Source organism: Luteimonas sp. AC640a (assembly GCF_979256585.1).
Genome location: NZ_CEEDOV010000003.1, coordinates 48,438 through 65,763, shown reverse-complemented (window position 1 = coordinate 65,763; position 17,326 = coordinate 48,438). Strand labels below are relative to the sequence as shown.

General features: G+C 68.2%; 20 protein-coding genes. 6 read left to right on the top strand and 14 right to left on the bottom strand.

Features of this window, described 5'->3' with window-relative positions; all coding sequences use genetic code 11:
- Positions 1 to 34: 34 nt before the first annotated feature.
- The 3 genes from ACZ9YD_RS01840 to ACZ9YD_RS01830 are packed head-to-tail and all read left to right on the top strand — an operon-like array spanning position 35 to position 1,880.
- The gene (locus ACZ9YD_RS01840; RefSeq protein WP_465073436.1) at positions 35 to 829 is read left to right on the top strand and encodes a thymidylate synthase; all 795 of its coding nucleotides are present in this window, start codon (positions 35 to 37) and stop codon (positions 827 to 829) included.
- A complete protein-coding gene (locus ACZ9YD_RS01835) occupies positions 826 to 1,380 on the top strand; it encodes a YqhG/Tai3 family protein (RefSeq protein ID WP_465073435.1) in 555 nt (184 codons plus the stop codon). Before ACZ9YD_RS01840 ends, ACZ9YD_RS01835 begins: the two co-directional genes overlap by 4 nt.
- Entirely contained in the window at positions 1,377 to 1,880 is a 504-nt protein-coding gene (locus tag ACZ9YD_RS01830) for a dihydrofolate reductase (protein ID WP_465073434.1), read from the top strand. The genes ACZ9YD_RS01835 and ACZ9YD_RS01830 overlap by 4 nt, the downstream gene beginning before the upstream one ends.
- Here the strand turns inward: ACZ9YD_RS01830 and ACZ9YD_RS01825 are convergent, their stop codons facing one another.
- The 11 genes from ACZ9YD_RS01825 to ACZ9YD_RS01775 all read right to left on the bottom strand — a co-directional run bounded on the left by ACZ9YD_RS01825 (position 1,881) and on the right by ACZ9YD_RS01775 (position 11,891).
- On the bottom strand, positions 1,881 to 2,477 hold the full coding sequence (locus tag ACZ9YD_RS01825; RefSeq protein ID WP_465073433.1) for a DUF1287 domain-containing protein: 597 nt from the start codon (positions 2,475 to 2,477) through the stop codon (positions 1,881 to 1,883).
- 5 nt (positions 2,478 to 2,482) lie between these two features.
- Complete coding sequence (locus ACZ9YD_RS01820) at positions 2,483 to 3,334, bottom strand: symmetrical bis(5'-nucleosyl)-tetraphosphatase (protein ID WP_465073432.1); 852 nt, start codon at positions 3,332 to 3,334, stop codon at positions 2,483 to 2,485.
- Positions 3,334 to 3,717, bottom strand: coding sequence for a Co2+/Mg2+ efflux protein ApaG (apaG, locus tag ACZ9YD_RS01815; protein ID WP_465073431.1), 384 nt, complete (start codon positions 3,715 to 3,717; stop codon positions 3,334 to 3,336). The genes ACZ9YD_RS01820 and apaG overlap by 1 nt, the downstream gene beginning before the upstream one ends.
- 38 nt (positions 3,718 to 3,755) lie before the next feature.
- Positions 3,756 to 4,562, bottom strand: coding sequence for a 16S rRNA (adenine(1518)-N(6)/adenine(1519)-N(6))-dimethyltransferase RsmA (gene rsmA, locus ACZ9YD_RS01810; RefSeq protein ID WP_465073510.1), 807 nt, complete (start codon positions 4,560 to 4,562; stop codon positions 3,756 to 3,758).
- A 37-nt stretch (positions 4,563 to 4,599) separates the two neighbouring features.
- Complete coding sequence (locus tag ACZ9YD_RS01805; protein WP_465073430.1) at positions 4,600 to 4,947, bottom strand: tRNA-binding protein; 348 nt, start codon at positions 4,945 to 4,947, stop codon at positions 4,600 to 4,602.
- Complete coding sequence (pdxA, locus tag ACZ9YD_RS01800; protein WP_465073429.1) at positions 4,944 to 5,924, bottom strand: 4-hydroxythreonine-4-phosphate dehydrogenase PdxA; 981 nt, start codon at positions 5,922 to 5,924, stop codon at positions 4,944 to 4,946. The genes ACZ9YD_RS01805 and pdxA overlap by 4 nt, the downstream gene beginning before the upstream one ends.
- Position 5,925: 1 nt before the next feature.
- Entirely contained in the window at positions 5,926 to 7,245 is a 1,320-nt protein-coding gene (locus ACZ9YD_RS01795) for a peptidylprolyl isomerase (RefSeq protein ID WP_465073428.1), read from the bottom strand.
- A complete protein-coding gene (gene lptD, locus ACZ9YD_RS01790) occupies positions 7,242 to 9,644 on the bottom strand; it encodes an LPS-assembly protein LptD (protein ID WP_465073427.1) in 2,403 nt (800 codons plus the stop codon). The genes ACZ9YD_RS01795 and lptD overlap by 4 nt, the downstream gene beginning before the upstream one ends.
- A 135-nt stretch (positions 9,645 to 9,779) precedes the next feature.
- Positions 9,780 to 10,691, bottom strand: a complete 912-nt coding sequence (locus tag ACZ9YD_RS01785; RefSeq protein ID WP_465073509.1) for a histone deacetylase family protein — start codon at positions 10,689 to 10,691, stop codon at positions 9,780 to 9,782.
- A 45-nt stretch (positions 10,692 to 10,736) separates the two neighbouring features.
- The gene (locus tag ACZ9YD_RS01780; protein ID WP_465073426.1) at positions 10,737 to 11,288 is read right to left on the bottom strand and encodes a cob(I)yrinic acid a,c-diamide adenosyltransferase; all 552 of its coding nucleotides are present in this window, start codon (positions 11,286 to 11,288) and stop codon (positions 10,737 to 10,739) included.
- 12 nt (positions 11,289 to 11,300) lie between these two features.
- Positions 11,301 to 11,891, bottom strand: coding sequence for a hypothetical protein (locus tag ACZ9YD_RS01775; RefSeq protein WP_465073425.1), 591 nt, complete (start codon positions 11,889 to 11,891; stop codon positions 11,301 to 11,303).
- 89 nt (positions 11,892 to 11,980) lie between these two features.
- Here ACZ9YD_RS01775 and ubiH point away from each other — a divergent pair, with 89 nt between their 5' ends.
- Genes ubiH through ACZ9YD_RS01760 form a run of 3 tightly spaced genes read left to right on the top strand, consistent with a single transcriptional unit; the run spans position 11,981 to position 14,678 of the window.
- A complete protein-coding gene (gene ubiH / locus ACZ9YD_RS01770; RefSeq protein ID WP_465073424.1) occupies positions 11,981 to 13,204 on the top strand; it encodes a 2-octaprenyl-6-methoxyphenyl hydroxylase in 1,224 nt (407 codons plus the stop codon).
- Positions 13,201 to 14,379, top strand: a complete 1,179-nt coding sequence (locus ACZ9YD_RS01765) for an FAD-dependent oxidoreductase (protein ID WP_465073423.1) — start codon at positions 13,201 to 13,203, stop codon at positions 14,377 to 14,379. The genes ubiH and ACZ9YD_RS01765 overlap by 4 nt, the downstream gene beginning before the upstream one ends.
- Positions 14,380 to 14,405: 26 nt before the next feature.
- Positions 14,406 to 14,678 (top strand): hypothetical protein, encoded by a 273-nt coding sequence (locus ACZ9YD_RS01760; RefSeq protein WP_465073422.1) that lies wholly within the window; start codon positions 14,406 to 14,408, stop codon positions 14,676 to 14,678.
- A gap of 9 nt (positions 14,679 to 14,687) precedes the next feature.
- On the opposite strand, the gene ACZ9YD_RS01755 is transcribed toward ACZ9YD_RS01760, so the two are convergent.
- The 3 genes from ACZ9YD_RS01755 to rlmM form a co-directional block, all read right to left on the bottom strand.
- Positions 14,688 to 15,623: a DUF808 domain-containing protein gene (locus tag ACZ9YD_RS01755; protein ID WP_465073421.1), complete on the bottom strand. Its 936-nt coding sequence runs from the start codon at positions 15,621 to 15,623 to the stop codon at positions 14,688 to 14,690.
- A 253-nt stretch (positions 15,624 to 15,876) separates the two neighbouring features.
- On the bottom strand, positions 15,877 to 16,218 hold the full coding sequence (locus tag ACZ9YD_RS01750) for a hypothetical protein (protein ID WP_465073420.1): 342 nt from the start codon (positions 16,216 to 16,218) through the stop codon (positions 15,877 to 15,879).
- Positions 16,219 to 16,230: 12 nt separating this feature from the next.
- Positions 16,231 to 17,280 (bottom strand): 23S rRNA (cytidine(2498)-2'-O)-methyltransferase RlmM, encoded by a 1,050-nt coding sequence (gene rlmM, locus ACZ9YD_RS01745; protein WP_465073508.1) that lies wholly within the window; start codon positions 17,278 to 17,280, stop codon positions 16,231 to 16,233.
- Positions 17,281 to 17,326: the final 46 nt, after the last annotated feature.

The following is a 17,326-nucleotide window of genomic DNA, read 5'->3' as shown; positions in this document are numbered from 1 at the left end:
TGCACGCATCGCCCCGCATGATCCGGAGATCGCGATGAAGCAGTACCTCGATCTGCTGCAGCACGTCCTCGAGCACGGCGCGGAGAAGTCCGACCGTACCGGCACCGGCACGCGCAGCGTGTTCGGCTGGCAGATGCGCTACGACCTCAATGCCGGTTTCCCGCTGGTGACGACGAAGAAGCTGCACCTGCGCTCGATCATCCACGAGCTGCTGTGGTTCCTGCAGGGCGACACTAACGTCGCCTACCTGCGCGACAACAAGGTCAGCATCTGGGACGAATGGGCCGATGCCGACGGCGAACTGGGCCCGGTCTACGGCAAGCAGTGGCGGCGCTGGACGACGGCTGACGGACGCACGATCGACCAGATGCAATGGCTGGTCGACGAGATCCGCCGCAATCCCGATTCGCGTCGACTGGTGATCAGCGCCTGGAACGTCGGCGAGCTGGCGGAGATGGCGCTGATGCCCTGCCATGCGCTGTTCCAGTTCTACGTCGTCGACGGCAAGCTCAGCTGCCAGCTCTACCAGCGCAGCGGCGACATCTTCCTCGGCGTGCCGTTCAACATCGCCAGCTACGCGCTGCTGACCCACATGGTCGCGCAGGTCACGGGCCTCGGCGTCGGCGATTTCGTGCACACGCTGGGCGATGCGCATCTGTACTCGAACCACTACGAGCAGGCCCGCGAGCAATTGACCCGCACGCCGCGCGCGCTGCCGACGCTGCGGCTCAATCCGGACATCAATGACCTGTTCGGCTTCCGCTTCGACGACATCGCGATCGAAGGCTACGATCCGGCGCCGGCGATCAAGGCGCCGATTGCGGTATGAAGTTCACGCGTATCGCGCTGGGTCTCGTCGTGTCGCTGGTCGCTGCGGGCTGTCAGCAGATGCCGGCACGTGGCGCCGGTGAGCCGGCAACCTCCGCTGCGTGCGAAGGTGCGTCGCCAGTCGATGCCGCGGAGACGTTCTACCGCCAGGTCGTCGCGTTGAATCCCCGCGGTCTGCCTTCGGCTGACGAGATGCGCACGCTCGGCCCGCTGCTGTCCTCCGGAATGCAGGCGTCGATCGCGCATGCGCGCGTGCGGCAGCAGGCCGGAATCGCAGCGTCCCCGGACGACAAGCCGCCCTTCATCGAAGGCAGCCTGTTCACCAGCCTGTTCGAAGGACCGACTGCAGTGCTGTCGGCAGAGGCCGATCCCGCCGCGCCCACGCGCGTGGCGGTCGAGATGACCTATGCCGGACAGGGCGACGCGCGCTGGCGCGACCATGCGCTGATGCGCTGCGAGAACGCGCAGTGGCGCGTCGACGACGTCGAGTTCGGTGGTGACTGGGACTTCGCGTCCGATGGTCGTCTGCGCGACGCGCTGGACGCCGAATGAGCCGGCCGGCACTGGTCCTCGTCGCGGCGCTGGATCGCCACCGTGCGATTGGCCGCGGCAATGCGATGCCCTGGCGTCTGCCCGACGACTTCCGTCACTTCAAGGCGCTGACGCTCGGCAAGCCGGTGCTGATGGGGCGACGCACCGCGGAATCGCTGGGACGCGCGCTGCCCGGCCGTACCAATCTGGTGCTGACCCGCAGCGGGCGCGTGCCGTTCGAGGGCATGCACGCCGTCGCGACGCTCGAGGAGGCGATCTCCGCGGCAGCCGCGCAGAATGCGGGCGAGTTGTGCGTCATCGGTGGCGGCGAGATCTACACGCTCACGCTGCCGCAGGCGGACGTGCTGCAATTGACCCACGTCGACACCGTGGTCGACGGCGCGGATGCGTTCTTTCCGGCATGGGATGCCGCGACGTGGCGCGAGGTCTCGCGCACCCCGCATGCGGCCGATGCGCGCCATGCGCATGCCTTCGATTTAGTCGAGTACCGCCGCGCCTGATCAGCGTGCGGTGCGTACAGCGGGCAACCTCGGCCGGTAGTGGCCGATGATCGTGTGATCGAACAGCAGGTCCTCCTCGCGCGTGCCGCGGGCGATGTTGTGCAGGATCAGCGGCGTGCCCGTTGTGGTGCGTCGATCCGACACGATGCCGATGTGCAGCAGGCCGCTGCGCAGGCGCCAGGCGACGATGTCGCCGGCCTGGAAGTCGGCAGACCTGCCGCCGATCGCGCGTTGCCAGCCCTGCCGCTCGAACCAGCGCATCTGGTTGGGCACGCGTCGGTGATCGATGTTGCGATCGGGCGCGCGTGCACCCCAGTCGCGCGGATACGCGGCGAACGCGGTGCGCATGTCCTCATGGATCGCGCGCTGCAGATCCAAGCCCTGCGTGCGCAGGGCGCGCACGATGACATCGGTGCAGACGCCGCGATTGTCGGGCACGTCGCCGCCGGGATAGGACAGACGCACATAGGCCGGGTCGTAGCGCACGGTCACACCGACCTGCGCGCGCGCGGCAGTCACCAGCGCAGGCGCCGCGGCCACCTGCAGAGCAGCGCAGGAAAACAGGACGAGCAGTGCCAGCTGCGTCACTGGCCGCATCGAGGTCAGGCCTGGATCTTCCGCGGCGGCAAACCCGACACGTCGCGGCCGGGCACCTGCACCAGCCGCAGCGTTTCAGCGTCGAGCTGCAGCGCGGTGAGCGTGCCGCCCCAGACCGCGCCGGTGTCGAGCGCGTGCACGCCCATGCCCAGGAACAGGCCTAGCGTCGACCAGTGCCCGCAGACGATCTTCAGGTCGCGCTCGGCGCGGCCCGGCACTTCGAACCAGGGATAGATGCCGGGCTGCTGCGAGCCGGGTGTGCCCTTTTCTTCGAATGCGATGCGCCCGCGCGGCGAGCAGTAGCGCATGCGCGTGAACACGTTGATGATCGCGCGGTCGCGGTCGTAGCCGGTCAGGTTGGGAGACCACGCGGGGCGATCGCCGTACATGTTGCGCAGCAGTTTCTTGTAGCCCGGGCCGCGCAGCTTGTTCTCGATCTCGCGCGCGTGGCGCTGCGCCAGATCGACATCCCAGCGCGGCGCGAGCCCCGCATGCAGCATCATCCAGCCGAGTTCGCGGTCGACGTGCAGCAGCGGACACGCGCGCAGCCAGTCGAGCAGCACGTCGCGATCATGCGCGAACAGCACGCCCTGGAGATCGGCGTTGACCTTGCGCTGGTCTTCCTCGCGTCGCTCGGCGATGGCCAGCAGCGAGAGGTCATGATTGCCGAGCACGCTGACCACGTTGTCGCGCAGCGAATGCACCAGCCGCAGTGTCTCGATCGATTCGCCGCCGCGGTTGACCAGATCGCCGCAGAACCACAGACGGTCAACCGCCGGGTCGAAACGGATTGCCTCCAACAGTCGCTGCGTCGGCCCGTAGCAGCCCTGCAGATCGCCGATCGCCCAGACCGCCATCAGTGCAGAGTTCGCGGAATCGAGAGCGTGAACGGCGGAATCGGCGCATCGAACTGCGCACCGTCGTCGCCGACCATGTCGTACGAGCCTTCCATCGTGCCGACCGCGGTCGTGAGCACCGCGCCCGAGGTGTAGGTGAAGGCTTCGCCGGGCTCCAGACGCGGCTGTTCGCCGACCACGCCATCGCCGTGCACTTCCTCCACCTGCCCATTGGCATCGGTGATGATCCAGTGCCTGCCCATCAGCTGCGCCGGCAGGCGGCCGGTGTTGCGGATGCGGATGGTGTAGGCGAACACGTAGCGATCGTCGTCGGGCGTCGATTCCTCATCGAGGAAGCGCGTCGCGATCTGGATCTCGAGTGTGTAGTCGGCTGTCTCGTCCATGCTGGAGACAGTGTATCCGCAGGCCATGAATGCATCGACTACGTTGTCACCGGATGATTCGCCAGGCGCACGAAATCCGCGACCGCGAGCTGCTCGGCGCGCAGTTGTGGATCGATGCCGGCGGCGGTGATCGCATCGCTGTCCATGAGGGTTGACAGCGCATTGCGCAGCGTCTTGCGGCGCTGGCCGAACGCGGCGCGCACGATGTCGGAGAAGCGACGTGGATCGTCGATGCCGACCGTGTCGGCCGGACGTGGCTTCAGACGCACAACGGCCGAATCGACCTTCGGCGGCGGACGGAATGCGCCCGGGCCGACGACGAACAGCATCGTGACTTCGCAATAGGCCTGCAGCATCACGCTGAGGCGACCGTAGACCTTGCTGCCGGGTCCGGACGCCATGCGCTCGACGACTTCCTTCTGCAGCATGAAGTGCATATCTGTGACGACCGCCGCATTGTCGAGCGCGTGGAACAGGATCGGCGACGACAGGTTGTAGGGCAGGTTGCCGACGAGCCGGATCGGCGCGTCGCCCGCCAGCGCGGTGAAGTCCACGTCGAGCACGTTCGCGTGGATCAGCTCCAGTTCGCCATGCGCGGCGGCCTGCAGCGTCAGCGGCTCGAGCAGATCGCGGTCGAACTCGATCGCCGTCAGCGCGCCGTGGCGCTTGAGCAGCGGAAACGTCATCGCGCCCTGGCCGGGGCCGATCTCGACGAGCCGCTCGCCGGGTTGCGGATTCACCGCGAGCACGATGCGATCCACGACACCGCGCTCGTGCAGGAAATTCTGGCCAAGGGATTTTTTCGGCGGCTCGGAGAAGGCGCCGGGCGCGGCAGGGGAACGCATCATCGTGTGGTCAAGCCAAAGCGTATGGAAAGAGAGATCACAGCAGACGGGTGCCGGGCGCAACGTCACCATCGGGCATGCACAGGCGAACGTGGCCGTCGGCGTCGTGGAAGCCGGTGACCAGGCATTCGGACATCAGCGGGCCGATCTGCTTGGGCGGAAAATTGACCACGCCGACCACGAGCCGCCCGACCAGCGCCTCGGGCGAGTAGTGCGCGGTGATCTGCGCGCTGGACTTGCGCACGCCGAGCTCGGGGCCGAAATCGACGTGGAGGATGTAGGCGGGGCGGCGCGCTTCCGGAAAAGGCTCGGCCGAAAGTACGCGGCCCACGCGCAGGTCGAGGCGCATGAAGTCGTCCCAGCCGATGGTGTCGTCCGCGCTCACGACGCGCGCCTGCGATTGCGGCCCAACGCGGCGCACTGTGTGATCGCAGCGAACAGGCTCGACGGATCGGCGCGGCCGCTGCCGGCGAGTTCCAGTGCGGTGCCGTGATCGACGGCGACTCGCGGGTAGGGCAGGCCGAGGGTGAGGTTCACTGCGGATTCGAAGCCGCTGTACTTGAGCACCGGCAGGCCTTGGTCGTGATACATCGCCAGCACCGCGTCGGCATTGGCCAGACGCGCAGGCAGGAACGCGGTGTCGGCCGGCAGCGGGCCTTCGAGGTGCAGGCCGCGCGCGCGCAGGCGGTCCAGCACAGGTGCGATGGTCTCGATTTCCTCATGTCCGAGATGTCCGGCTTCGCCGGCATGCGGATTGAGGCCCAGCACGGCGATGCGGGGCGCGGCGATGCCGAAGTCCGTGCGCAGTGCGGCGTCGAGGATCCCGATGACGCGTTCGAGCAGCGGCGCGGTGATGGCATCGGGCACCGCGCGTAGCGGCAGGTGCGTGGTCGCCAGCGCGACGCGCAGCGTCGGGTTGGCCAGCATCATCACCACATCGCAACCGGCATCGTGTGCCAACAGTTCCGTGGTACCGGTGTAGGGCACGCCGCCGGCATTGATCGCCGCTTTGTGTACGGGGCCAGTGACCATGCCGTCGAAGCGACCGTCGCGGCAGCCGGCAGCGGCATGCAGCAGGCCATCGAGCACGCTGCGTGCGTTGCGCGGATCTGGGGTGCCGAAGGCGGTGGCCGCGGCGTGCGGCAGCTCGATCAGGCGTAGCGTGCCGGGCGCCACGTTAGTGGCCTCGGCATCGGTGAAGGCGATCGGCAGGCCGATCGCGTCAGCCGCACGTTGCAGTGTTGGACCGTCGCCGATCGCGACGAGGTCACAGTCCCAGGCGCGCCAGGCGGCTCGCACACAGAGTTCCGGTCCGACGCCGGCCGGTTCGCCCGGGACCAGCGCCAACCGGATGGGTCGCATCTCAGCCGCCGCTGCCGATCTCGGGATCGCGGTTCGGGCCGACGCGGACGCTGACATAGGCTTCGCCACGCAGTTCGCGCACGTAGCGGTCCCATTCGTCTTCCAGCTTGCGCTGGCCGATGGCCTCGCGTGCCTGGGCGCGGCGATTGTTGTCGTTGCCGGCGGTCTGGCGCGTGGCCTGGCGCTGCACGATGTGCCAGCCGGCCTGGGTGCGGAAGGGCTCGGACACGTCGCCGTCGCCGATCGCCGCGACTTGGCTGCCGAAGTCCGGACCGAACTCGTCCTGGGTGAACCAGCCGAGATCGCCGCCGTTGGCCTTGGTGGCGTTGTCTTCCGAGCTCTCACGCGCAACTTCGGCGAAGTCGGCGCCGCCGACGAGGCGGGCGCGCAGGCTGTCCGCGCGGCCCTTCGCAGCCGCATCGTCGCCGGGCTGACTGCGGATCAGGATATGGCGCGCCTGATACTCGGTGACCGAGCCGGCATCGGCCGACTGCGCTGCTTCCCGGCGGTCGACGAGCTGCAGGATCTGGAAGCCGCTCGGGCCGCGAATCGGGCCGATCGTCTGACCCGGCTGCAGGCCGGTCACGGCGCTGGCGAACGCGGTCGGAATCTCGTCGGCACGACGCCAACCCAGATCACCGCCTTCCAGCGCATTCGGGCTGTCGGAATAGCGCACAGCCGCAGCCGAGAATTCCATCTCGTTGCGATCGAGCAGCGACTTGATGCCGTCGACCTTCTGCTGGCCGGTCTGGATCTGCTCCGGCGTCGCGCCTTCCGGCAGCGCCACCAGGATGTGCGCCAGGCGATACTGCGCACCGGTCGCTTCGGCCGACAGCGCCGCATCGACTTCCGCGTCGCTGACCGAGATGCGGGTCTGGGCGAAACGCTGGCGCATGCGCTGGATCATCAGCTCCTCGCGCAGCGAGGCGCGGAAGTCGTCGAACGACATGCCGTCGCCCGCCAGCTGCTGGCGCAGCTGATCCATCGTGAAGTTGTTCTGCTGGGCGATCGCGGCGATGGCCTGATCGACTTCCTGATCGCTGACGCGCACACCGGTGCGCTGGGCGTTCGCGGTCTGCAGACGCATCGTGATCAGACGCTCAAGCACCTGACGCTCGAGGATTTCCTGCGGCGGCAATTGATCCTGGCGGGTCGCGTACTGGCCCCGGATGTTGACGACCGCCCGCTCGAGTTCGCTGGCGAGAATCACATCCTCATCGACGACGGCGGCGATACGGTCCAGCGGCTGCAGGTCCTGCGCGTGCGCAGTCGATGCGAACAGCGCGGCAGCGGCCGCGAGGGAATAGATCAGTGTCTTCATTGGCTCAGGCCGGGGGTCAGGGTCTCATCGTCGTCGCTGTTGCGCAGCTCGGACGGCGGCACGAGATAGAGGTCATCGCGGTAATAACCGAGAATAGCACGGCGCAAACGGTCTTCCGTGTTGGGTCCGGCGGAGCCCAGACCCTTCAGTTCAAGTTCGAACATGATGGCGTTGTTCATCTCGCCTTGGCGATTGCGCAGATAGCGGCGTGCGACGACACGGGCGGCTAGGCAGCAGCTGTCCCATTGGAAGCCCGCAATGCTTTCGAGCAGTCGGTTGTCGGTCAGCGAGTAGTAATACCGGCCCACGACGCTCCATGCCGGCGAGATCGGATAGAGGAAGGAGAGGTCCACCTGTTCGAGCAGGTCACCGCGGCTGCGGTACGAAAAATTCGCGATGCCCTCGTCGCCGATGAGATAGCGCGTGCGCAGGCTGGCCAGATCCTCCTGCCGGCTCTTGGGATCCCACTGGTAGCTGGCGCCAATGGTCCAGCGATCGTTGACCGCGTACGTCGTATCGGCGACCCATGCCGACCGCCCGCGCTCGATCGGCGCCCGGTTGGGCAGAGACACCCGAGAGTCGTCCAGATAGAAGATCTGGCCGACGCTGGCCGACAGCTTCTCCATTCCATCGGATTCTCGGATCAGGCGCGTGCTTGTCGCCAGAGTGATCTGATTCGCATCGGCTTGGCGGTCTGCACCCGAAAATCGATTGTCGCGGAACAGCTGGCCCCAACTGAAGGTAAGATCACGCGTGTCGAAAACGGGCAGATTGGATTGGTCCCGGTACGGGGTGTGGAGGAAGAACACGCGCGGCTCAAGCGTGTGCAGAAATTGTTCGCCACGGAAGCTGGTGTTTCGATCAAAAAAGAGGCCGGCATCGACAGACGCGATCGGCAGGTTACGGCTGGGCGACTCGTCGGGAGCCCCCAGACCGTTGGTGCGGGCGACCTGTTCGGCGAGTTCGTTCGACAGGTCGTAGCCGGTATAGCGCCACGCCACGGTAGGACGCACGAACCAGCTCGCACCCTCCAAAGGCATGCTGATGTACGGCTTGATGTCAACACGGGCGCCGCCTGGTCGTGCATCCGAATCCAGGTGGCTGAACTTGGTCGCCTCGGCGTCGAGGCCTGCCACGAACAGACTGCCGACGGGCTGTTCCCAGCTGACCTCCGCGTACGGGAGCCGGTGATACGCCAGTCTGCTTTCCGCAAGGGTGTAGTCCGTCAGCTGTTGGTAGTCCGCACCAATGGCGGCGTTCCAGTAAAGCCCCCGGCCGAATACACCCAGCGTGCTACGCGTGGATGTGCTGGATATGCCGTCGATGTTGTTGCTGAAGTCCTCGAGATAGCGAGGATCGCTCATCTTCGTCAGGTTCGCGCGTGCCTGCCAGCTTGGGTTAATGGCTTGCCGGCCGATGTAATTGAACAGGTAGCGATCGTCTTTTCGACGATTCTCTGCGATAGGCACTTCCTCGAGTTCGATATCGCGGTCATCACGGGTCAGGCCATCGGAGGGTAGGTAGGCGAAATCGAACTCTCCGCCGCCGCCGCCATTGAGGTACCGAAACTCTGTCCCAAGCTGCACGCCACGCTTACTCATCCAGCGCGGCTCCAATGTCATGTCGTAGTGCGGTGCAAGATTGAGGTAGATCGGCTGGGTGTAGTCGAAGCCATTTCGGCTGGATTGCGAGATGCGCGGGAACAGCAGGCCCGAAAGGCGACGTTCGTCGATCGGAAAGCGGAACCACGGCACGTACAGCACCGGCACCTTGCCCACGCGCAAGGTCGCGCTACGCGCGGTGCCCATGCCCATGTCGGTGTCGATATCGATCTGGCCGGCCTTCAGTTCCCACCAGCGGTCGCTGGGTGGGCAGGTCGAATACGTGGAGCCGAGAAGGGCGCCGACTGTGCCGTCCATGCGGATGTGGTCGGCGCCGCCATTGCCGCGGCGCGCGGTCAGCTGGTACTGCACGCTGTCCATGCGGTAGGACTCGGCGATCGTGTCGCCTTCCACGCGGTCGGCCACGATGCGCATGCCGCGGTCCTGGTAACGCACGTTGCCGTCGGCGACGAAGGTGCCGTCATCCTGCGAGAACTGCAGATCGTCAGTGCCGAGGAACTGGTCGCCGCGGCGCAGGGTTACGTTGCCAGTGACGTTGCCCGTGAAGTCGCTGTCCACCCCGGCCAGGCCGTCGAAGGCGTCGCCGTCGATATCCGTAGGCTGGGCTTCGCGCTGTTCAAGCGTGCCGACCGGCGCCTGGGCGTCGGTGAAGGCGGGCACCGCATCCTCGATCGGGCAGAGCGCCCAGTAGTTCGGACGGAGCCTGTCGTCGGCGTGAGCGGACAGCGAAACCGCGATGCAGAACGGAAGGGGAAGCAAGCGGAGGGCTGTGCGCACGGTGGATCCGTTCAGCGGTAAAAACGGGCGCCAGCATGACCGATCCACCGGGCAGCGGCAATGCGGCTTCGATTTATCCTGTTCACGTGCGAGATGGCCGGTTTCCGCGGCGTTGCGCCGTCAGTCTGCCCAGGCTCAGCCGGTCAGCGCGCGCAGGTGCGCGACACTGCTTTCGCGCAGCGCCTGGAGGTCGTATCCGCCCTCGAGCATCGACACGATCCGTCCATCGCAATGCCGCTCGGCGAGGGCCACGAGTTCGCCGGTCAGCCAGCCGAAATCCTCGGCGTCGAGCTGCAGCTGGGCCAGCGGATCGCGCCAGTGCGCATCGAAGCCAGCTGAAATCATCAGCAGTTGCGGCGCGAACGCGTCGATCTCGGGCAACACCCGTTCGCGCCAGGCGTCGCAGAAGCGCCGGCTGCCGGTTCCCGCGGTGAGCGGCAGATTGACGATGTTGCCGACCCCGCGCTCGTCGCGTCGCCCGGTGTCGGGGAACAGCGGCATCTGGTGCGAGCTGACGTACTGCACGCGCGGCTCGGACTCGAAGATCGCCTGGGTGCCGTTGCCGTGGTGCACGTCGAAATCGACGATCGAGATCCGGGTCAGGCCGTAACGGTCGAGCGCATGCGCCGCGGCCACGGCGATGTTGTTGAACAGACAGAAGCCCATCGCGATGTCGGCGGTGGCGTGATGGCCGGGCGGACGGACGGCGCAGAACACGCGGCGCTCGCTGCCGCCCTGCACCGCATCGACCGCGGCGACGCCCGCACCCGCCGCATGCAGCGCCGCCTGGGCCGAGCCGGGCGACAGCACGGTGTCGCTGTCGAGCGGAATGCGGCCGGTCGGTTGGGCGTCGAGGATGGTCGCGAGCAGCGAGGCATCGTGGACGCGCAACAGCTGGCCGCGGGTCGCGGGTCGCGACTGGCGTAGATCGAGATCGGGGAAGGCGGCGCGCAGCGCCTCGATGACGGCGGCCAGGCGCTCTGGGCGCTCGGCGTGGCCGGGGCCGGTGTCGTGGTCCAGCAGACTCGGATGCGAGAACACCGGCACCCGCCGCTGATCACCGCCACCGAAGCCGACCGGATGGTGCATCGCTCAGCGCCGCCGCTCGTGGTGCCACAGCACCTCGCCGTGGCCGCTGGCGCGCGCCAGCACCCGGGCGAGCACGAACAGCAGGTCCGACAGTCGATTCAGATAGCGCACCGCCTGCGGACGGACATCCTCGACCCGTGCCAGCGCCACCGATTCACGCTCGGCGCGGCGGACCACGGTACGGGCGATGTGGCAACGCGCCGCCGCTTCACCGCCGCCGGGCAGGATGAAATCCTTCAGCGGCGGCAGGTCGTCGTTGTAATGGTCGAGCTGCTGCTCGAGGCGCTCGATATCGGCGTCTTCGATCGCGGCGTGACCGGGAATGCACAGCTCGCCACCCAGATCGAACAGCTGGTGCTGCACGGTGGTCAGCAGGCTGCGGATGTCGTCGGGCACGTCGGCGGCCAGCAGCAGGCCGATCGTCGAGTTCGCCTCGTCGACCGTGCCATAGGCGGTGACGCGCAGCGAGTCCTTGCCGACCCGCGCGCCGTCGCCCAGCCCGGTCGAGCCGTCGTCGCCGGTGCGGGTGTAGATCTTCGAGAGACGGTTGCCCATCGGCGCAGCGCGTCAGTCGGCGTGCAGCGGACGCGCGGCGGTCGCCGGCTTCGGCAGCACGCGCGTCAGCAGCACGTGGGCCATCGCAGCGGCGCCGACGTACAGCGCAGCGGTGCGCATGTAGGGCAGCAGCCAGTCGCTGTAGTTCTTCCACCAGCCGGCGACCGTGGGATCGGCGACCGAGGCGCTGATCCAGTAGAAGCTGCCCTGCGCCAGCAGATGGCACACAGCGACCGAGGCCACGAGTGCGACGACCAACTGGCCGATCGCGACCGGGGCGGAGGCCGACAGGTGGCGACGCAGCAGGCCACCACCAGCCCACAGTGCGAAATACGCCGGCACCAGGCACCAGTAGGCCGGTGACACGCAGTAGTGCTGCCAGAACGACAGGCCCTGGCTGCTGATGACGAACCAGTCCACCGCGACCGCTAGCACCATGAGGGCCGGAAACGCCCAGCGCTGCCAGTTGGCGAGATAGAACCCGCCGATGAAGAACACCGCCCACGAGGCATCGGGAATCGCGGCGAAGTGGTGCAGCCGGGTCGCGGCCATCAGCGCGGCCAGCAGGGCGAAGATCGTGGCGCGGCGGGCGGTGAGGGTCATCGGACAGCTCCGGTGCAACGTCGGGTCGAACGCGCATTCTAGCGGAGCCGCAGCGCGGGGCGCAGAGGGCGGCGCGTATCATCGCGGACATGGTCGAAACACATCCAGAGCCGGTCCATCCGGTCCTCATCGTCGGCGGTGGCCTGGTCGGCGCCAGTCTCGCGATTGCGCTGGACCGCGCGGGGGTCGATACCGCGCTGGTCGAAGCCACGCCGCCGGCGTCGATGCCGGCGGTCTTCGACGAGCGCAACCTCAGCTTTGCCGAGGCCACGGTCAATGCGCTGACCGCGCTCGGCGTGCTGCAGAAGCTGCGCGCGCCCGGCGGCCCGATCCGCGAGATCCACGTCAGCCGCGCCGGCGATTTCGGCCGGGTGAAGCTGGCCGCGGCCGATTACGGACGCGAGGCCTTCGGGCAGGTCGTGGTCGCGCGCGATTTCGGCGAGGCGCTGGAAGCGCGGCTGGCGGAACTGCCGCGGCTGGTGCGCTACCGGCCGGCGCGCTTTGCCGGTTTCGACGGCATCGAGGACGGCCATCGTGTGGTCCGTCTCAGCGGGCCGGACGGTGAAACCCGCGTACGGGCGCGGCTCGTGGTCGGTGCCGATGGTGTCGACAGTGCGGTCCGTCAGGCGCTGGGTATCGAAGCCGAGACCCACGATTACGCGCAGACGCTCTTCATCGCGCGTCTGCGCGCGGCGCGGGCGCCGGATGGCCGCGCATTCGAACGATTGACCGATACCGGCCCGACCGCGCTGCTGCCGCGTGGCGACCGGCACTACGGCCTGGTCCATGGCGTCGCCAGCGACGAGGCCGAAGCGGTCGCCGCACTCGACGACGTGGCATTTCTCGCGCGCGTGCAGGCCGCGTTCGGCTGGCGCGCGGGACGGTTCCTCTCGGTCGGTCCGCGCAGTCGCCACCCAGCGCGGCGCGTGGTCGCCGCGCGCTGTATCGACACCCGCGCAGTGCTGGTCGGCAATGCGGCGCAGAGCCTGCATCCGATCGGCGCCCAGGGCTTCAATCTCGGTCTGCGCGATGCGCTCACCCTGGCCGAAGTCATCGCGGGCGCCGTCGATCCGGGCGCGACTGCGTTGCTCGAACGTCACATCGCGCGTCGCTCGGACGATCGCACCCGCACCCTCGCGTTCTCTGACGGCCTCGCCCGCGTGACCTCCAATCCCGCGCGCCTGCTGCGGCCGCTGCGTAGTCTCGGCCTGCTGGCGATCGATCGCGATTCCGCACTGCAGGCCATGCTCGCCGGCGGTGCGATGGGTTATCGCGGCGACGTGCCGGCGCTGTGCCGGGGAGCCGCCGCGTGAGCCGCCGTGATCGACGCGATGTCGTGATCGTCGGCGGCGGCGTGGTCGGCGCCGCCTGCGCGCTGGCATTGGCCGCACAGGATCTCGATGTGGTGCTGGTCGAGGCGCGCCCGCCCGCCGCGTGGTCGGCGGCGAGTCCCGATCTGCGGGTCTATGCGTTCGCGCACGACAGCGCCGGCCTGCTGCGTTCGGTCGGTGCCTGGGACGACATCCGCGCCGCGCGTGCGCATCCCTACCGGCGCATGCAGGTCTGGGATGCGGGCGGTGGCAGCGAACTGGTCTTCGACGCCGACCAGCTCGGCATGCGCGAACTCGGCTGGATCGTCGAGCACGGCCTGCTGGTCGATCGGCTGTGGGCTCGACTGGCCGCGGCCGGTGTCGATGTGCGTGCGCCGGCGCAGGTCGAAGCGCTGGAGCAGGACGCCGACGGCGTGACCCTGCGCCTCGACGCGGGCAGCCGGATCGAAGCGCGTCTGGCGATCGCCGCGGATGGCGCCGCGTCGACGCTGCGCACGCTCGCCGGTATCGGCACCCGCGCGCACGATTACGCGCAGGCCGGCGTGGTCGGCTATCTCGACAGCAGCGAGCCGCATCGCGATACCGCGTGGCAGCGTTTCCTGCCCACCGGTCCGCTTGCGTTGCTGCCGGTCGAACAGGGCCGCAGTTCCATCGTCTGGACGCTGCCCGCCGATGAAGCGACGCGCATGCGCGAACTCGACGACGCGGCGTTTGCAGATGCAGTGACACGCGCGTCCGGTTGCCGGCTTGGCACGCTGACGCCGGTTTCGCCGCGCGCAGCATTTCCATTGCGGCGCCAGCTGGCCGATACGCAGCTGCAGGGTCGCGTGCTGGTGATGGGCGATGCGGCGCATGTCGTGCATCCGCTGGCCGGGCAGGGCGTGAATCTCGGTCTGCGCGATGTGATCGGGCTTGCGGACAGCGTGGCCGATGCGCGTCGTCGCGGCGCGCGCTGGGATGCGCCGCAGCGGCTGGCGCGCTGGGCACGTACACGGCGCAGCGAAAGCGCGGTCGCTGCCCATGCCTTCGAATCGATCAACCGCGCCTACTCGAATGAGTCACTGTTGCCGGTGCTGCTGCGCAGCCATGCGCTGGGCATCGCGCAGGCCTTGCCGCCGCTGCGCAATCTGTTGTGGAAGCGGGCGGCGGGACTTTGAATCGGGCGGTCCGATTGCTGGTCGCCATGCAGCTGGCGTGGGCCGCATCGCCGGCGTTCGCGATGACCCAGTGCCCGGTCGAATCGGTCAAGCCGGGCTGGTTCGTCGCGCTCGGTGTCGGCGTGCTCGCGCTCGCCGTGTGTATCGGACTCGCCGCGCCGGTGTGCACGTGGCGGCGCACCCGTGCATTGCGATCGGGCATGCGCGCGCTGTGGCTGCTAGGCGCCTGCGTCGTGATGCTGGGGTTGTGGCTCGCCGGCCTGATGATCTGGCTCGGCGCGTTCGTCCTGCCCTGCTGAGCGCGCCCGTCAGTGCGCGAGCGCGGGCTTGCCGCGCATGCGTCGGATCAGCGCGATGATCCCCACCACGATGCCGCCGGCGACGATGCCGACCAGGGCATTGATCACCGTCGGCAGCATCGCGCCGAGCACCATGCCGATTTCCGGCAGTGCGCCGAGACCGCTCGCCGCATCGTCGATCCAGGTCTGCACGTCGTGCACGCCGTGGGTCAGGATGCCGCCGCCGACGAGGAACATCGCCGCGGTGCCGACGATCGCCAGTGTCTTCATCAGCCAGGGCGCGACGCGCAGGATGCCGCGACCGATCGCCTGCGCGGCGCTGGACGCGCGCTTGCTCAGGTAGAGGCCGGCGTCGTCGAGTTTGACGATGCCGGCGACCAGGCCATACACGCCGACCGTCATCAGCGCCGAAATGCCGACCAGTACGCCGACCTGCGTCGCGAACGCAGCGCCAGCAACGGTGCCCAGGGTGATCGCGATGATCTCGGCCGACAGGATCAGGTCGGTGCGCACTGCGCCGCGAATCTTGTCGCGCTCGAACGCCACCGGATCGACGTCCGCGCCGGCGAGCGCTGCCGTGCGCCCCGGCTTGGCAGCATCGTCCTCGGCCTTGTGCAGCACCTTGTGCAGCACTTTTTCGAAACCTTCGTAACAGAGGAACAGACCGCCGGCCATCAGCAGCGGCGTGACCAGCCACGGCAGCCACGCGCTGATCGCGAGCGCTGCCGGCACGAGAATCAACTTGTTGCGCGCCGAGCCCTTGGCGACCGCCCAGACCACCGGCAGTTCGCGGTCGGCCTGCACGCCGGTGACCTGCTGCGCATTGAGGGCGAGATCGTCGCCGAGCACGCCGGCGGACTTGCGCGCGGCCACCTTGGTCATCAGGGCCACGTCGTCGAGCACGGTGGCGATATCGTCGAGCAGGGTGAGCAGACTGGACGCCATGCGGGTCAATCCGGAGGTGAGGGCGCGCGCAGTATGCCGCGCCGATGTGGCGACTGCGTCAGCGCCGATGCGATGTGCCGCTGCGCGCGCCAGCCGGAGCGCGTGCGGTGCCTGGAAGGCGCTGCAGAATACGGTTCCTGACGGCGCTTGCCTCTGGTCCGACGGTTGACGCCGGATAGCGTGCGCGCGCTCTCGCATACCGCGCGCACGCTGCGCGCCATCTGGCGGCGCTGGCGACGGACCTCGAACCGGTTTAGCGTGCGAGCGCCCAGGCGGCCAAGCCGAAGGCCAGTACCGCGACGGTGCTGGCGACCACCGCGAGCACCTGCGCGCGCAGCAGGCGCTTTTCGACACGTGCCGCGCCCAGTTGCAGCGCCTCGATGGTCTTCTGCATGTCGGCGGCCAGCTTGCCGATCGAGTCCGCGTTCTGGCTCGCGGCGTCCTGCAGCTCGGTGATCTGCGCGTCAACCACGTCGTTGCGGCGCTGCTGTCCCAGATCGACAAGGGGTGGCGGCGTGCGGGTGAAGATCGGCCGCGCCAGCCGGACGATTTCCGGCAGGTACGGGGCGACGACGGTGATCCAGCCTGCAGCCATCACGGACTCCGGTTATTCCACGCTGGCGTAGACCGTGATCTCTTCGCGGTCGTGGTAGAGCTGACGCGCGCGGATCACCAGGTTCTCGTGCTCGCCGGCGTTGTTGGCGAACAGATCCAGGGCCAGCAGCGTTTCCTGCCAGCGCTTTTTCATCGGCAGCTTGAGGTTGAAGACCGCGTTGCGGCACCAGCCTTCGCGGAACCAGGTCGCCATGCGCTCGGCGACCTTGCGCGGCTGCTCGACCATGTCGCAGACCATCCAGTCGACCGCGCCGACGGGCTGGTAGCGGAAGCCGTCGACGCGGTGATGGTCGACCAGGCCGGTCTCCAGCAGTTCGGCCTGCATCGGGCCGTTGTCGACCGCGACCACGCGCATGTGCTCGCGCGTCAGCACCCAGGTCCAGCCACCGGGCGCAGCGCCCAGATCGACCGCGCGCATGCCGGGCTTGATGCGGGCATTGCGCTCGCGTTCGGTCAGCAGCGCCATGAAGGCTTCTTCGAGCTTCAGCGCCGAACGCGACGGTGCATCGGCGTGCGTGCGCAGGCGCGGAATGCCCATCGCCCAGGGCGCGCTGTCGCCGACCACCGACTGCGCGATGTAGGCGTGCGTGCCCGAGACGAAGAACACGTGCAGACGCGGGAAGCGCGTCTCGTCCTTCTGGCTCAGGAAGCCGCGCTTGCGCAGGGCCGGGCGCAGCGCGTTGGCGAAGCTGCGCGCCAGGCCGGCGAGCTGCTTGCCTTCGTCGGATTCGGGATGCTCGACCATCAGTTCGCCGTGGCGGCCGCGGCCGGCCAGCACCTCGAAGATCGGCGTGATCCGGTCGGTCGGATCGAGGTCGCGCAGTTCGGCCAACAGCATCATCTTCTGGCGCGCGAAGATCAGCTCGCGGAACGGCAGTTCGCTGGTCAGCGACGGACCGTTGTCGGAATGGAACAGCACGTAGCCGTCGCCGCGCTTGGTCTGCGCATAGCCGGCGACATGCACGCCGGCGGCGCGCTCGGTCAGTTCCGCGGCGAGGTCGGGCTCGAAACCCGGGCGGCAATAGCAGAGCAGGCCGCTGATCGCATGCAGGGGCGAGGTCGCGTCGTCGGCAGGCTCGGCGACGGCA

Excerpts from the sequence above, each read along its gene's own strand:
- ACZ9YD_RS01825 (WP_465073433.1), bottom strand. The coding sequence starts at position 2,477 with ATGCGGCCAGTGACGCAGCTGGCACTGCTCGTCCTGTTTTCCTGCGCT.
- ACZ9YD_RS01830 (WP_465073434.1), top strand. The coding sequence starts at position 1,377 with ATGAGCCGGCCGGCACTGGTCCTCGTCGCGGCGCTGGATCGCCACCGT.
- pdxA (WP_465073429.1), bottom strand. The coding sequence starts at position 5,924 with ATGCGACCCATCCGGTTGGCGCTGGTCCCGGGCGAACCGGCCGGCGTC.
- rsmA (WP_465073510.1), bottom strand. The coding sequence starts at position 4,562 with ATGCGTTCCCCTGCCGCGCCCGGCGCCTTCTCCGAGCCGCCGAAAAAA.
- ubiH (WP_465073424.1), top strand. The coding sequence starts at position 11,981 with ATGGTCGAAACACATCCAGAGCCGGTCCATCCGGTCCTCATCGTCGGC.
- ACZ9YD_RS01780 (WP_465073426.1), bottom strand. The coding sequence starts at position 11,288 with ATGGGCAACCGTCTCTCGAAGATCTACACCCGCACCGGCGACGACGGC.
- ACZ9YD_RS01755 (WP_465073421.1), bottom strand. The coding sequence starts at position 15,623 with ATGGCGTCCAGTCTGCTCACCCTGCTCGACGATATCGCCACCGTGCTC.
- ACZ9YD_RS01835 (WP_465073435.1), top strand. The coding sequence starts at position 826 with ATGAAGTTCACGCGTATCGCGCTGGGTCTCGTCGTGTCGCTGGTCGCT.
- ACZ9YD_RS01840 (WP_465073436.1), top strand. The coding sequence starts at position 35 with ATGAAGCAGTACCTCGATCTGCTGCAGCACGTCCTCGAGCACGGCGCG.
- ACZ9YD_RS01775 (WP_465073425.1), bottom strand. The coding sequence starts at position 11,891 with ATGACCCTCACCGCCCGCCGCGCCACGATCTTCGCCCTGCTGGCCGCG.
- ACZ9YD_RS01750 (WP_465073420.1), bottom strand. The coding sequence starts at position 16,218 with ATGGCTGCAGGCTGGATCACCGTCGTCGCCCCGTACCTGCCGGAAATC.
- ACZ9YD_RS01820 (WP_465073432.1), bottom strand. The coding sequence starts at position 3,334 with ATGGCGGTCTGGGCGATCGGCGATCTGCAGGGCTGCTACGGGCCGACG.
- apaG (WP_465073431.1), bottom strand. The coding sequence starts at position 3,717 with ATGGACGAGACAGCCGACTACACACTCGAGATCCAGATCGCGACGCGC.
- ACZ9YD_RS01795 (WP_465073428.1), bottom strand. The coding sequence starts at position 7,245 with ATGAAGACACTGATCTATTCCCTCGCGGCCGCTGCCGCGCTGTTCGCA.
- ACZ9YD_RS01760 (WP_465073422.1), top strand. The coding sequence starts at position 14,406 with ATGCAGCTGGCGTGGGCCGCATCGCCGGCGTTCGCGATGACCCAGTGC.